Here is a 13,640-nt window from a genome sequence, read left to right as displayed (position 1 = left end):
CGCTACAGTGAGCAGGTGCGATTGATGGTGGAGTTCACGACAGAACCGTTCGAGCTGGACACGTTCCCCGAGCACGCGGTGGCCGCCCGGCGCGTGGTCGACGAGGCCGGCCTGGCCGTGGCCGTCGGCCCGTTCGGCACCGGCGCGGAAGGCGAGGCCGATCAGGTCCTGGCCGCCGTGTCCAGGCTGCTGCGCGAGACCCTGGACGCCGGCGCGACCCGGATCTCGGTCCAGGTCAGCGTCCTGGATGAGGACAAGAGCCCGGAAGGAGTGGGTACGCAGTGAGCAACGCCCTGGAACACCCGCTCGCCGCAGCGATAAAGCCGCTGCTGGAAGCGGTCGGCGCCACTCAGGTGGCGGTGACCGAAGCCCGCCCCGACGACGTCCTGCTGGAGTGGGAGGGCGTCCCGGCGGTCGCCGTACGTCTCCCGCACCTCAGCAGTGCCCTGGATCGCCTGCTGGCGGAGATGACCCGCCAGTTCGACGGCCGCCCGCTCGCCGAGCTCGACCGCTGGGAGAAGCAGCGCGTCGTGGCCCTGCTGGAGGAGCGCGGCGCCTTCACCGTCCGCCACGGAGTGGAGACGGTGGCTTCGGCGCTCGGTGTCAGCCGGTTCACGGTGTACAACTATCTGAACCGGCAGGACGGCTCCAAGACGGGCTGACCCCCGGCTGACCTGCAAGCCCCGCCGGTTTGCCCAGTCTGTCCCACTCGACACACCGGGCACACTTGGCGAATCGCACACGAAACGGGCCGGTTACCGGCCCCGTCTCAAAACGTAACCACCAACCGTTCAACAAAGTGTTGACGCCCGGGGGTGGTGGATCTAGCTTTTGCGGGTGGCACCACTCTTCAGGAGGTCCACCCGTGACCAACCACCCCCGTACGTCCCCTGACGCGGCCGGCGCACTCAAGGCGCTGGAGGCGGCTCCCGCCGCCGAGCTGACGGAGACCCTGCTGGAGATCTGCTCCAGCCCCAGCTGGGCCGAGGCCGTCGCGGCCGCCCGACCCTGGGCCGACCGCGACGCGCTGCTGGCCGCCAACGCGGCCGCCATGGCGGCGCTCACGGTCGACGACCTGAACGACGCGATGGCCGGCCACGCCCGGATTGGCAAGCCCAAGACGGGCGACGCCACCTCCGAGCGCGAGCAGGCCGGCATCCAGGGAGTGGACTCCGCTCTCCTCGATGAACTGCACGAGGCCAACGCCGCCTACGAGGCGAAGTTCGGCCATGTGTTCCTGATCTGCGCGACCGGCCGCACCGCGGCCACCATGCTCGCCTCCCTCCGCGAGCGCTTCCCCAACGATGCCGCCACCGAGGCGGAGATCGTCCGGGGCGAGCTGCGCAAGATCAACGACATCCGTATCAACCGCCTGCTCGACGAGTCCTGACGACTCCGACGCGGCGCCCACCCGTCGCCCGCCGCCACCCTTCCAAGGACGCGCTGCGCGCGGCACCCGATATCTGCCATCAGTAAGGTCACTTCACCCATGACTGGCATCTCCACGCACGTGCTCGACACCAGCCTCGGCCGCCCGGCCGAGGGTGTCCCGGTCGAGCTCGCACTGAACACCGAGGGTGGCTGGAAGGTGCTCGGCACCTCCGCCACGGACTCCGACGGCCGGGCCAAGGACCTGCCGGCCGTGGAGGCGGGCTCGGTCGTCCGGCTGCTCTTCGACACCGCGGCTTACTACGCCAAGAAGTCGGACGAGACGCCGTTCTTCCCCGAGGTCTCGATCGTCTTCACGGTCGCGCCTGCGCAGCACCACTACCACGTGCCCCTGCTGCTCAACCCGTTCGGCTACTCGGTCTACCGCGGAAGCTAGACCGCTCGATTGTTTTAGGAGCCAGCCATGGCCCACGTGCTCGGTCAGAACCAGTACGGCAAGGCGGAGAACCGCATTGTGCGTGTCTACCGTGACTCCACCCGCCACGAGATCAAGGACCTGAACGTCTCGGTCTCGCTCCAGGGTGACTTCGAGGACGTTCACCTCACCGGCTCGAACGCCAACTGCCTGCCCACGGACACGACGAAGAACACCGTCTACGCCTTCGCGAAGGAGTACGGCATCGAGTCGGCGGAGGCCTTCGGCATCACGCTGGCCCGTCACTTCGTCGACAACACCGAGCGGGGCGTCGTGCGCAGCGCTCGGATCCGGATCGAGGAGTACGTCTGGGACCGGATCAAGACCCCGGACAACTCGGCCCGCTTCATCGGCGCGGACGAGGTCGGCCACTCCTTCGTCCGCAACGGCCAGGAGACCCGGACCACCGAGGTCGTCTACGACGGTGAGACCGTCCAGGTGATCTCCGGTCTCAAGGACCTGATCGTCATGAACTCCACCAACTCGGAGTTCTGGGGCTACATCAAGGACCGCTACACCACCCTGCAGGAGGCGTACGACCGCATCCTGGCCACCCAGGTGACGGCCCGTTGGAAGTACGGCTTCAGCGGCAAGGACGGCGAGGCCCAGCCGAACTGGAACCGCTCGTACCAGCACGTGCGCCGCCACATGCTGGAGGCGTTCGCGGAGACCTACTCCTACTCGCTGCAGCAGACCCTGCACGCGATGGGCACCCGCGTCCTCAACAACCGCGCCGAGGTGGACGAGGTCCGCCTGGAGCTGCCCAACAAGCACCACTTCCTCGTCGACCTGGAGCCCTTCGGCCTCAAGAACGAGAACGAGGTGTACTACGCGGCCGACCGCATGTACGGCCTGATCGAGGGCACCGTGCACCGCGAGGGCGTCGTCCCGGTCATCCCGGTCGCCTGAGCAGGACCCATGAACGTCGTCCCGTACCGCAGCACCCTCCGGCCCTCGCGGGCCGGCCGGTCCGGGACGTCATGCACCACCGCTTTCTCCACCCCCAACATCCGGAGATCGTGCCCGCCTCACGGCGGCCGGCCCGGGGAGCTGGAGAAGCATCCCGAGGGACCCTTGCACCGCCGTCCCGCCCTCGGGACGTCTCCAGCGCCACGGGCGCGCCGAGAGCCATGGGCACAAGAGGGGCTCGACATGGCACTCCGCTCCACCCGTACCACCGACGGCGGTTCCACCCCTGACGGGCCATCACGGCCGGTCGAGGTGTCGACCGACACCCTGGCCGGCCGTGAGGTCCACCCCGTGGACGAGCTGCTGCCCCCGGTGAAGCTGATCACCACCGGTCTGCAGCACGTGGCCGCGATGTACGCGGGCGTCGTGGCGCCCCCGCTCATCGTCGGCGCCGGCGTGGGACTCTCCCCCGCCGAGCTCGCCCTGCTGATCTCGGCCAGCCTGTTCACCGCGGGACTGGCCACCCTGCTCCAGACGCTCGGAGTCTGGCGCATCGGCGCACGGCTGCCGTTCGTGAACGGCGTCTCGTTCGCCGGCGTCGCGCCCATGATCGCGATCGCCAAGGAGCACGGCCCGAAGGACGCCCTTCCGGTGATCTTCGGTGCGGTGATCGTCGCGGGGGTCCTGTGCTTCCTCGCGGCACCCTACTTCTGCAAGCTCATCCGGTTCTTCCCAGCGGTCGTCCAGGGCACCGTGATCACCCTCATCGGGGTGTCCCTGCTTCCGGTGGCGGTCAACTGGGCGCGCGGCGGCTCACCGGCCGCGCCCGGTTACGGCTCCATGCGGGCCATCGGGCTCGCCGCGTTCACCCTTGCCGCGGTGGTCCTCTGCAACAAGCTGCTCCGAGGCTTCTGGCAGCAGCTCTCGCTGCTCATCGGACTGGCGATCGGCACCCTGCTCGCCTTCCCGCTGGGCCTCGCCGACTTCGGCGCGGTCCAGGACGCGAAGGTCTTCGCGCTCCCCTCCCCGTTCCACTTCGGCGCGCCGATGTTCGACGCCGCCGCGATCGTCTCGCTCTGCATCGTCATGGTGGTCTCGATGACCGAGTCCACCGCCGACATGCTGGCGCTCGGTCAGATCGTGGACCGGCAGGCCGACGAGAAGACCCTGGCCGCCGGCCTCCGGGCGGACGGCCTGGCCACCGCGATCAGCCCGGTCTTCAACGGATTCGCGGCCAGCGCCTTCGCCCAGAACATCGGGCTGGTGGCGCTGACCAAGATCCGCAGCCGCTTCGTGGTCGCGGCCGGCGGAGGCATCCTGATCCTGCTGGGCCTCTTCCCGGTCCTCGGGTCGCTGGTCTCGCTGGTGCCGCAGCCCGTCCTCGGCGGAGCCGGGATCGTGCTCTTCGGCACGGTGGCGGCAAGCGGCATCCGCACCCTCGCGGAGGCGGGCATGGAGTCCAGCGCCAACACCATCCTGGTGTCCGTGTCCCTCGGGGTAGGCATCATCCCGATCGCCGCCCCCACGTTCTATGACGCCTTCCCGGAGGCCGTCCGCACGCTGATGCACTCCGGAATCTCGGCCGGCTGTGTGATGGCCGTCCTGCTCAACCTGCTCTTCCACCACGTCGGCGTCGGCCGCCGGTCCCCAACCGGCGAGACGCCCGGCGCGGCGGTGTCAACGGCGACACCGTCCTGACCGGCTGGGGGGCGTGCACCGCTCAAGCACGCCCCCTGCCCTCCCCCCATAGGAGTCACACCATGGCAGTCCAGCCCCCGCCCGCCGACCAGCGGATCGTGATCGAGAACGTCGCCATCGCGACGGTCGACGCCAACGACACCGAGTACGCCCGCGGCCACGTCGTAGTCCTCGGCAACAAGATCGAGTCGGTCGGCAACGGCCCCGCCCCTCAGTGGCTGGACAACGTGGTGCGCCGTATCAACGGCGAGGGCCACCTGGTCACGCCGGGCCTGGTCAACACCCACCACCACTTCTACCAGTGGATCACCCGCGGCCTCGCCCAGGACAACATCCTCTTCGACTGGCTGGTCGCGCTCTACCCGACCTGGGCCCGCATCGACGACAAGCTCGTCCACGCCGCCGCCCAGGGCTCGACGGCCGCGCTGCTCAAGTCCGGTTGTACGACCGCGAGCGACCACCACTACGTCTTCCCGAAGGACGGCGGCGACATCCTCGGCGCCGAGATCGAGGCCGTCCAGGAGCTCGGCATGCGCTTCACCGCGCTGCGCGGCTCGATGGACCGCAGCAAGAAGGACGGCGGCCTGCCGCCGGACCACGCGGTCGAGAAGACCGAGGACATCCTGATCGCGTCCGAGGCCGCCGTGGACAAGTACCACGACGCCTCCTTCGACTCGATGCTGCAGATCGCCATCGCGCCGTGCTCGCCCTTCTCGGTCTCCACCGAGCTGATGCGCGAGGCCGCCGTCCTGGCCCGCCGCAAGGGCGTCCGCCTGCACACCCACGGCTCGGAGACGGCCGAGGAGGAGCAGTTCTGCAAGGAGCTGTTCGGCATGGGCCCGACCGACTACTTCGAGTCGACCGGCTGGCTGGGCGAGGACGTCTGGATGGCGCACTGCGTCCACATGAACGACTCGGACATCGCCAAGTTCGCCGAGACCGGCACCGGTGTCGCGCACTGCCCGTCCTCCAACGCCCGCCTCGCGGCCGGCATCGCCCGCGTCCCGGACATGCTCCGCGCGGGCGTCCCGGTCGGCCTCGGCGTGGACGGCACCGCCTCCAACGAGTCGGGTGAGCTCGGCACCGAGCTGCGCAACGCGCTGCTGATCAACCGTCTGCACGGCCGCCCGGACGCGCTGACCGCCCGCAGCTCGCTGCGCCTGGGCACCATGGGCGGCGCCCGGGTGCTCGGCCGTCAGAACGAGATCGGCTCGATCGAGGTCGGCAAGCTCGCCGACCTGGCGCTCTGGAAGATCGACGGCATCATGCACTCCTCGATCGCCGACCCGGTCGCCGCCCTCACCCTGGGCGCCCTGCCGCCGCTGGCCCTGCTGCTCGTCAACGGCAACGCCGTCGTCGAGAAGGGCAACCTGACCACGGTCAACGAGGACAAGATCGCCCAGGCATGCGCCCGTGCGGCCAAGGAGCTCGCCTCCCGCGAGGTCTGATTCCCACATACTCCGGGCCGCGCCAGGGACGGCGCGTCACCCGGACTCCACCCCCTCGCGGGGAACGGAGAGCAGCCCCGGACCCACGGCGAGGGTCCGGGGCTGTCACCTTTTCTCCATATATTCGGAAAACGCGCGAGTAACCCTCAGGTAATGCTCAAATATAGCGGGAGAAATTCCGTTTGGGGTTACGTAAATCCGAATTCCAGGGTTACCGTCCCCCAATGAGTACGGACACCAAGCCCACGACCGCCCACGAAGCGGCCACCGGCGGACACCTGCAGGCCGGTCTGAAGAACCGCCATCTCTCCATGATCGCCATCGGCGGCGTTATCGGCGCCGGCCTTTTCGTCGGATCGGGCGCCGGAATCGCTTCGACCGGCCCCGGAATTCTGCTCTCGTACACCCTGGCCGGCGTGCTGGTAGTGATGGTGATGCGGATGCTCGGCGAGATGGCCGCGGCGGACCCGCAGAGCGGATCGTTCTCCGCGTACGCGGACCGCGCGCTCGGCCGGTGGGCGGGCTTCACCATCGGCTGGCTGTACTGGTTCTTCTGGGTGGTGGTGCTCGCCGTCGAGGCTACCGCCGGTGCGAAGATCCTCAACCACTGGGTGCCGGGCGTGCCGCAGTGGGCGTTCGCGCTGCTGGTGATGGCCGTGCTGACCGCGACCAACCTCTTCTCCGTCTCCTCCTACGGGGAGTTCGAGTTCTGGTTCGCCGGCATCAAGGTGGTGGCGATCGCCGCCTTCATCGTGATCGGTGTCCTGGCGGTGCTCGGGCTGCTGCCGGGCACCCACGCGGTCGGGGCGGAGAACCTGACCGGCCACGGCGGCTTCCTCCCGCACGGCGTCGGCGCGGTGTTCACCGGCATGCTGACCGTGGTCTTCGCCTTCATGGGCAGCGAGATCGTGACCCTCGCCGCCGGCGAGTCGGCCGACCCCGAGAAGGCCGTCAGCAAGGCCACCAACAGCGTGATCTGGCGGATCGGCGTCTTCTACCTGGGCTCGATCGCCATCGTGGTGACCCTGCTCCCCTGGGACTCCGCTTCAGTGAAGGGCAGCCCGTACGTCGCCGTGCTGGAGCACGTCGGCATCCCCGGCGCGGCCGGTGTCATGGACGTGATCGTACTGACGGCCGTGCTGTCCTGTCTGAACTCGGGTCTCTACACGGCCTCGCGGATGGCGTTCTCGCTCGGGCAGCGCGGCGACGCACCGCGCGCCTTCGCGCAGGTGAGCGGGCGCGGCGTGCCGCGCACGGCGATCCTGTCGTCCGTGGTGTTCGGCTTCGTCGCGGTCTTCTTCAACTACACCTCGCCCGACACCGTGTTCCAGTTCCTGCTCAACTCCTCGGGTGCGGTGGCGCTCTTCGTCTGGCTGGTGATCTGCTTCTCGCAGCTGCGCATGCGCAAGATCATCGAGCGGGAGGCCCCGGAGCGGCTGACCGTACGGATGTGGCTCTACCCGTACCTCACCTGGGCGACCATCGGCCTGATCGGCTTCGTCGTCGCCTATATGTTCACCGACCACGACGGACGCATCCAGATGATCCTGTCCCTGGTGGCGGCGGCCGTCGTGCTCACGGCGGCGGCCGTCGTGGACCGCAGGCGCAAGGCGGCCGCGGCCCTGCAGTGACCGTCGGCGGATGACGGCAAGCGGCCCGTGCCGTGCCTCGGCCCGCTCCCCCTGCCGGGGAGCGGGCCGAGTGCGTTTCAGGAGGTGCGGCCCAGGGTCGCGAGGTAGGCGCGCCAGCCGCCGAACTCGGTGATCTCCTTGTGGACCCCGCGCTCGAGCTCGCCGCGCGCGAGGACCATGGAGAGGCACGGCGTGCCGTCCTCCAGCGTGATGACGCCGAGTTCGAGCTCGCGCGGCTCGCCGGGGAGGATCACGTCGCGCAGGTGCTCCAGCGGGACGTCGTACAGCTCGCCCTCGATGGCGGTGTCCACCGAGGGGTCGGGGAGCAGGCCCGGGCAGACGTCGTCGATGGAGAAGAAGCGGTGGCCGGGCGCGGTGCGGACCGGGCCGATCAGCGCGTCGGCGACCGAGGCGTGGAAGGGGCCGCCGACCATGGCCTGGCCGTTGAAGAAGATGCGTGCCACGGGGGGCCTCCGGGTGTGACGGTTCCGTACGGCCGCCGGGGACGGATGATGGGCGGCCGTACGGAACGGAGAAATCGGTGCCGCGGATTCGCCAGCCTGGCAGGAGGACGGACCCGTGGCGGATGGATAGATTCGGTTCAGCCGAGCAGGGCGTAGCCGGGCAGCGTGAGGAAGTCGACGAACTCCTCTGCCAGGGCGACCTGTTCGAAGAGCTTGGCGGCCTCGGCCCAGCGCCCACCGGCGTAGGCCTCGTCGCCCAACTCGGTACGAAGTTCGGCGAGCTCCGCGGCCACGAGCCGACGGACCAGCTCGGCGGTGGCCTTCTCACCGGTGTCCGCGAGCACGACGCCGTTGTGGATCCACTGCCAGATCTGCGAGCGCGAGATCTCGGCGGTCGCGGCGTCCTCCATCATGTTGAAGATGCCGACGGCACCGAGACCGCGAAGCCATGCCTCGATGTAACGGACGCCGACCTGAACGGCGTTGTGGAGGCCGGCCTCGGTGCAGCTGCCACCGGCGCCGGCGATGTCGAGCAGCTGGGCGGCCGTCACGACCTCGTCTGAGCCGGGGTTGTCCTTCTGGTTCGGACGGTCGCCCAGCACGGCGTCGAAGGAGGCACGGGCGACGGGGACCAGGTCGGGGTGTGCGACCCAGGAGCCGTCGAAGCCGTTGCCCGCCTCGCGGTCCTTGTCGGCCTTGACCTTCTCGAGCGCGGCGGCGTTGACCTCGGGGTCGCGGCGGGACGGGATGAAGGCGGCCATGCCGCCGATCGCGTGGGCGCCGCGCTTGTGGCAGGTCTGCACCAGCAGGCGGGTGTACGCGGCCATGAACGGCGAGGTCATGCCGACGCTGTTGCGGTCCGGCAGGATGTAGTGCTCGCCCGCGTCACGGAAGTTCTTGACGATCGAGAAGAGGTAGTCCCAGCGGCCCGCGTTGAGCCCGGCGGCGTGGTCGCGCAGCTCGTAGAGGATCTCGTCCATCTCGAAGGCGGCGGTGATGGTCTCGATCAGCACCGTGGCGCGGATGGTGCCGTACGGGATGCCGAGGGCTTCCTGGGCGTGCGTGAAGACGTCGTTCCAGAGCCGGGCCTCGAGGTGGCTCTCGGTCTTCGGAAGGTAGAAGTACGGGCCCGAGTTCGGGTCCTCGGCGCCACGCGCGAGCAGCCGGGCGGCGTTGTGGAAGAAGTAGAGGCCGAAGTCGAGGAAGGCGCCGGCGATCGGGGCGCCGTCGACCAGCACATGGCTCTCGTCGAGGTGCCAGCCACGCGGGCGGACCACGACGGTGGCAAGCTCCGGGGCCGGCTTGAGGGTGTACGCCTTGCCGGTGGAGGAGGTGAAGTCGATCCGGCCCTCGAAGGCGTCGATCAGGTTGACCTGACCGCTGACCACGTTCTCCCAGGTGGGGGCGGTGGCGTCCTCGAAGTCGGCGAGCCAGATCCTCGCACCCGAGTTCAGCGCGTTGATGACCATCTTGCGGTCGGTGGGGCCGGTGATCTCGACCCGGCGGTCCTGCAGTGCGCGGGGGGCCTCGGCGACCTTCCAGTCACCCTCGCGGACGGCGGCCGTTTCGGGGAGGAAGTCGAGCGTGCCCGCCTTGGCGATCTCGGCGCGGCGCGTCTTTCGTCGGGTCAGGAGCTCCTGCCGGCGACCTTCGAAGGCGCGGTGGAGGCCGACGACGAAGGCGACCGCCTCCGGGGTGAGCACCTCCTCGGCGCGGGGGACGCGCGGACCGGCGACAGTGACGACCGGAGCGGCGGGAGAAGCGCCGACGGGTCCCTGATCTGCAGCCATGGGCAGGACACTCCTTGGACGGTTGAGCCTTCAAAGGGAGCTCCGGTGGGAACTTCCTTGATCTGAACCCGCCTACTGACGGGTTCGGTTCTGTAAGGTGGAGACTAGTTTCCGCGATACAGAATTTCAACGCTTTGTTGAGGTAGATCGCTGGGACTCTACTCCTCCTCCGACAGCGAAGGGAACGCCGGTGTCCAGCACCCCCGCCGCAGCACCCACAGGGACCGAGCGCGCCACCGGCGGCGTACAGTCCGTCGAGCGCGCCTTTCAGCTGCTGGAGGCCTTGGCCGACTCGGGCGGCGTGGCCACCCTGAGCGAGCTGTCGACCACCTCCGGCCTGCCGATGCCCACCATCCACCGCCTGATTCGTACCCTCGTCCAGCAGGGGTATGTGCGGCAGGACACAGCCCGGCGCTACACCCTGGGCCCCCGGCTGATCCGGCTCGGCGAGACCTCGGGCCGGCTGCTCGGCAGCTGGGCCCGGCCGTACCTGGCCGAGCTGATGGAGGCCACCGGCGAGACCGCCAACCTGGCCGTCCTGGAGGGCGGCGAGGTGGTCTACGTCGGCCAGGTCCAGTCGCGGCGCTCGATGCGGATGTTCACCGAGGTGGGGCGGCGGGTCCAGCCGCACTGCACCGGTGTCGGCAAGGCGCTGCTCGCCCAGCTGCCCGAGGACGAGGCGCGTGCCGTGCTCGGCAACCAGCCGCTCCAGGCCCACACGCCGTACACCGTGACCGACACGCAGCAGCTCTTCGCCCAGCTGGCCCGCGCCCGCGAGTCCGGGTACGTGGTCGACGACCAGGAGCAGGAGATCGGCGTACGCTGCATCGCCGTGGCCGTGCCGGGCGCGCCGACGCCGACCGCCCTGTCGGTGTCCGGTCCGGAGGCCCGTATCCGGGCACTGGAGGCGCAGGCGGGCAGTGCCGGTCTGGTGCCGGTGATGCGTCATATCGCGGCGCGGCTCGGCCAGGTCCTCGCACCCTGAGCGGCAGGCTCCGCCACAGGTAGGCACCGCAGCCAGTTGCACTGTCCAGGGGCGCGGGGAACTGCGCGAATCGGGAGGGTTCAGGCCGTCACCTTCCGATCTCGCACAGTTCTCCCCCAGCCTTCGGCCGGGACGTGCCCCCACGCGCCCCTGCTGTGGTTACTCAGGTGCCCACCGTTCAGCTCCCTGCCTGCCGGTGGAGCCTCTCAGTCCAGGGCCAGCGAGCCGATCTGGGACGCCGTCACCTGAAAGACCGTCAGCTCCGGCTCGGCGCCCACGTCGGCGAAGAGCCGGGGCGCTGCGGCCAGCTTCGGATTCGACCGGACGGCCTCCAGGGCGGCCCGGTCACGCCACAGACTCTGCACCCGCCAGCGGTGGCCCGGGCCGCGCAGCAGCTCGGTGCGGATCAGCCCGTCCGGCAGCGGGCCCGCCACCAGTTCCCGATAGGACGTGACCAGCTCGGCCTCCCGCTCGGGGGCCACCAGCGCACTGACCTCGCTCAACACCTGTCCCGACATCGTCCTCACCTCCGGAGATCCAGGCTACCTCGCTACAGTGGGTAGCCAGATGATGACCACACGTGGACAGGTGAGGACCTTGACCCGAGGCTCGACCCGGCTCGCCGCCGCCACGGCGGCACTGGTGGCATGCGTCACGGTGACGGCGATGGCGGCGCCGTCCGACTCCGACCTGCGGGTGGTCCGACTGGACCCGGACCCGGCCGCACCCGGCGGCACCACCACCGTGCACGGCTTCGTCGCCAACGGCGGCCCCGACCGGACCGCCTCGCCGTTCACCGTGCTGATCGACCTCCCGCCGGGGTTCACCGCCGAGGGCCCGTACTTCCCCACCTCCTGCGCCGCGTCCATCGGCGGGCACGTGCTGAGCTGTGCCTTCCCGGCCGGACTGCCCTCACTGCGGACGGCCACCGTGCTGGCCCCGGTCCGGGTGGGACGCGACGTGCCCCCCGGCACGGTGGCCGAGGGGCACGTCAGGGTGGTCGGCGTCGACGACCGTCATCCGGCGGACAACGGCACGGCGTTCACGATCACCGTCCGGTGAGGGTCAGCGGTAGACCCGCACGTAGTCGGCGGCGAAGCTGAGCGGGGCGGTGCCGGAGGGCGCGGGGTGGTACTGGCCGGCACCCACCGACAGGTTGAGGATCAGGTACGCCGACCAGTCGGCGCCCACGCCGGTGCCGTCCGAGAACACCTTGGTGCCGTTGACGTACCAGTCGACCGAGGTGGCGCCGTAGTACGTGCCGATGGTCACCCACTGGTCCTTGGCGACGGCGTTGGCGTCGGTGTAGTACTTCGAGCCGGACTTGACGTGGTTGGTCAGCTCCAGCAGGTTCGGGTTGTCGGGGTGGTACTCGAAGGAGTCGATCTCCCCGTTGCCGTTCTTCCAGGTCCACAGCGCGGGCCAGGCGCCCGAGCCGGTGGGCAGCTTCACCCGGGTCTCGGCGTAGTCGCCGGTCTTGACCTGGAAGCCCTGGGAGGAGCCCTCGGTGGTGAGCAGCCCGGTGTCCCAGGCCTGCTTGCCGTTCTCCAGGGTGTGGCTGGACGGCTTGGCGGTGAAGGTGGCGACACCGTCGGCGACGCTCACGCCGCTGGTGGTCAGCCAGTCCAGCTTGTTGTCGTCCGGGTTGTGGTTGCCGTAGCGGTAGGCGGTGCTCTTGTCGCCGACCCAGGTGGAGCCCCAGGCGATGCTGCTGTTGAACTCGTCGGACCAGGTCAGCGACTTGCCGGGGACCGGCGAGGCGGTGCCCGTGGTCGGCGGGGCCGGAGCGGGAGTCGGCGTGGGAGCCGGGGCCGGAGCGGGGGCCGGAGCCGGGGCAGGGGCCGGGGCAGGGGCCGGGGCCGGGGCAGGGGCCGGGGCCGGGGCAGGGGCCGGGGCCGGAGCGGAGGCCGTACCGGAGACCGTCAGCGTCTTCTTGGCGAGGTTGTGCCAGCCGCCGTTGTAGTCCTGCCAGGCGCCGAACTCGGTGTAGGAGCCGGCCGGCAGGGTGCGGCTGCCGGTGGTGATCGAGACACCGCTCGGGCAGATCCGGATGTCGTGTGCCGAGCCGGGGAAGTCCAGGTTGTGGCCGGCCGCGTCACGGACGGCGACGCCGAGCGTCTTGGCCGTGAAGCAGGTGGTGGAGTGGACCGTGAGCCCGGCCCGGGCGGCCGTACCGGCGGCCATCGAGGTGGGTGTGAGGCGGTCCTGGGTGACGCCGGTGGCGGCGCTCGCCTGGCCGACCAGCGGCACGGTGACCAGCGCGGCGGCGCCGGCTATCGCGCCGAGGCGCGCAGGGGTGGCAGAAATGCGCATGTCGGGAGTCCTCTGCGACGCCTGCGAGGTGAGCTGTCGGGTTCGGGCCCTGAGGAAGCCCGGCCGCCCGCAGGACGGCTTCACCCCGAGCCGCATCCCCACGCCTGGACAGGCGCGGGGGCACGGCAGACTGACCTGGTTCCCCCGCTCCTGTCCGTGTTCGGTGCTCGAGTGCCCGCCGTCGGGTGGACAGGACTCGGCGTCCCGACGGGCAGGGTCCGCGCAAAGCGGACATCCCGTGCAGGCTAGGCAGATCGACCGTACTCGGACAATGAGACGTCCCTCACAGGCCGTGGGCGCGAACTCTTTACGCCGGATTTACGGACTAGTACCCTCCTGAAACATCTTGCAGATCCTTGCGCAAGACAGAGCGTCAGCTCTGGCCGCCCTGCCCGTCGGAAATCCCGGCAAACCGGGGCGTGGCAAGCCTCATGGAGCACGCCCGACGGCCGTATGCGCCGCAGGATCTGCAAGTGGTTGCAGTGACTTGTGCTGCCGTCGGGACCTCGCTCCTCACCCCCACCCGACAGGCCGCTCC

The 13,640-nt window shown here is 69.8% G+C and carries 14 protein-coding genes and 1 riboswitch; of the genes, 10 read left to right on the top strand and 4 right to left on the bottom strand.

Annotated features, from left to right (window positions below; all coding sequences use genetic code 11):
- The first annotated feature begins 24 nt into the window (after positions 1-24).
- The 8 genes from FB465_RS28690 to FB465_RS28655 all read left to right on the top strand — a co-directional run bounded on the left by FB465_RS28690 (position 25) and on the right by FB465_RS28655 (position 7,550).
- The gene (locus FB465_RS28690; protein WP_425461265.1) at positions 25-285 is read left to right on the top strand and encodes a thiamine-binding protein; all 261 of its coding nucleotides are present in this window, start codon (positions 25-27) and stop codon (positions 283-285) included.
- Positions 282-662 carry a helix-turn-helix domain-containing protein gene (locus FB465_RS28685; RefSeq protein ID WP_145795151.1) on the top strand — a complete coding sequence of 127 codons (381 nt, stop codon included), beginning with the start codon at positions 282-284 and terminating at the stop codon, positions 660-662. The genes FB465_RS28690 and FB465_RS28685 overlap by 4 nt, the downstream gene beginning before the upstream one ends.
- A 203-nt stretch (positions 663-865) precedes the next feature.
- The gene (uraD, locus tag FB465_RS28680) at positions 866-1,390 is read left to right on the top strand and encodes a 2-oxo-4-hydroxy-4-carboxy-5-ureidoimidazoline decarboxylase (RefSeq protein ID WP_246192885.1); all 525 of its coding nucleotides are present in this window, start codon (positions 866-868) and stop codon (positions 1,388-1,390) included.
- A 99-nt stretch (positions 1,391-1,489) separates the two neighbouring features.
- A complete protein-coding gene (gene uraH / locus FB465_RS28675; protein ID WP_145795149.1) occupies positions 1,490-1,825 on the top strand; it encodes a hydroxyisourate hydrolase in 336 nt (111 codons plus the stop codon).
- Positions 1,826-1,852: 27 nt separating this feature from the next.
- The gene (gene pucL, locus FB465_RS28670) at positions 1,853-2,773 is read left to right on the top strand and encodes a factor-independent urate hydroxylase (RefSeq protein WP_145795148.1); all 921 of its coding nucleotides are present in this window, start codon (positions 1,853-1,855) and stop codon (positions 2,771-2,773) included.
- A 243-nt stretch (positions 2,774-3,016) separates the two neighbouring features.
- Positions 3,017-4,471, top strand: coding sequence for a nucleobase:cation symporter-2 family protein (locus FB465_RS28665; protein ID WP_145795146.1), 1,455 nt, complete (start codon positions 3,017-3,019; stop codon positions 4,469-4,471).
- Positions 4,472-4,533: 62 nt separating this feature from the next.
- Positions 4,534-5,919 carry an 8-oxoguanine deaminase gene (locus FB465_RS28660; protein ID WP_145795145.1) on the top strand — a complete coding sequence of 462 codons (1,386 nt, stop codon included), beginning with the start codon at positions 4,534-4,536 and terminating at the stop codon, positions 5,917-5,919.
- 224 nt (positions 5,920-6,143) lie between these two features.
- Positions 6,144-7,550: an amino acid permease gene (locus FB465_RS28655; RefSeq protein ID WP_145795143.1), complete on the top strand. Its 1,407-nt coding sequence runs from the start codon at positions 6,144-6,146 to the stop codon at positions 7,548-7,550.
- A gap of 77 nt (positions 7,551-7,627) precedes the next feature.
- Here the strand turns inward: FB465_RS28655 and FB465_RS28650 are convergent, their stop codons facing one another.
- Positions 7,628-8,014: an allophanate hydrolase-related protein gene (locus FB465_RS28650; RefSeq protein WP_145795141.1), complete on the bottom strand. Its 387-nt coding sequence runs from the start codon at positions 8,012-8,014 to the stop codon at positions 7,628-7,630.
- A gap of 137 nt (positions 8,015-8,151) precedes the next feature.
- On the bottom strand, positions 8,152-9,804 hold the full coding sequence (gene aceB, locus FB465_RS28645) for a malate synthase A (RefSeq protein WP_145795140.1): 1,653 nt from the start codon (positions 9,802-9,804) through the stop codon (positions 8,152-8,154).
- A gap of 190 nt (positions 9,805-9,994) precedes the next feature.
- Here aceB and FB465_RS28640 point away from each other — a divergent pair, with 190 nt between their 5' ends.
- Positions 9,995-10,789, top strand: a complete 795-nt coding sequence (locus tag FB465_RS28640; RefSeq protein ID WP_145795138.1) for an IclR family transcriptional regulator — start codon at positions 9,995-9,997, stop codon at positions 10,787-10,789.
- Positions 10,790-10,995: 206 nt separating this feature from the next.
- Here the strand turns inward: FB465_RS28640 and FB465_RS28635 are convergent, their stop codons facing one another.
- Entirely contained in the window at positions 10,996-11,307 is a 312-nt protein-coding gene (locus FB465_RS28635) for an antibiotic biosynthesis monooxygenase (RefSeq protein ID WP_145795136.1), read from the bottom strand.
- Positions 11,308-11,386: 79 nt separating this feature from the next.
- On the opposite strand from FB465_RS28635, the gene FB465_RS28630 reads away from it, so the two are divergent.
- A complete protein-coding gene (locus FB465_RS28630; protein WP_145795135.1) occupies positions 11,387-11,851 on the top strand; it encodes a hypothetical protein in 465 nt (154 codons plus the stop codon).
- Between the two features lie 3 nt (positions 11,852-11,854).
- Here the strand turns inward: FB465_RS28630 and FB465_RS36390 are convergent, their stop codons facing one another.
- Positions 11,855-13,102 carry a glycoside hydrolase family 16 protein gene (locus tag FB465_RS36390; RefSeq protein ID WP_246192883.1) on the bottom strand — a complete coding sequence of 416 codons (1,248 nt, stop codon included), beginning with the start codon at positions 13,100-13,102 and terminating at the stop codon, positions 11,855-11,857.
- Between the two features lie 3 nt (positions 13,103-13,105).
- A riboswitch (cyclic di-AMP (ydaO/yuaA leader) is annotated at positions 13,106-13,278 on the bottom strand.
- Between the last annotated feature and the right edge of the window lie 362 nt (positions 13,279-13,640).

The organism is Kitasatospora atroaurantiaca, assembly GCF_007828955.1.
GTDB lineage: Bacteria > Actinomycetota > Actinomycetes > Streptomycetales > Streptomycetaceae > Kitasatospora > Kitasatospora atroaurantiaca.
The sequence above is the reverse complement of the archived record's forward strand: the minus strand, read 5'-3'. Positions and strand labels throughout refer to the sequence as shown.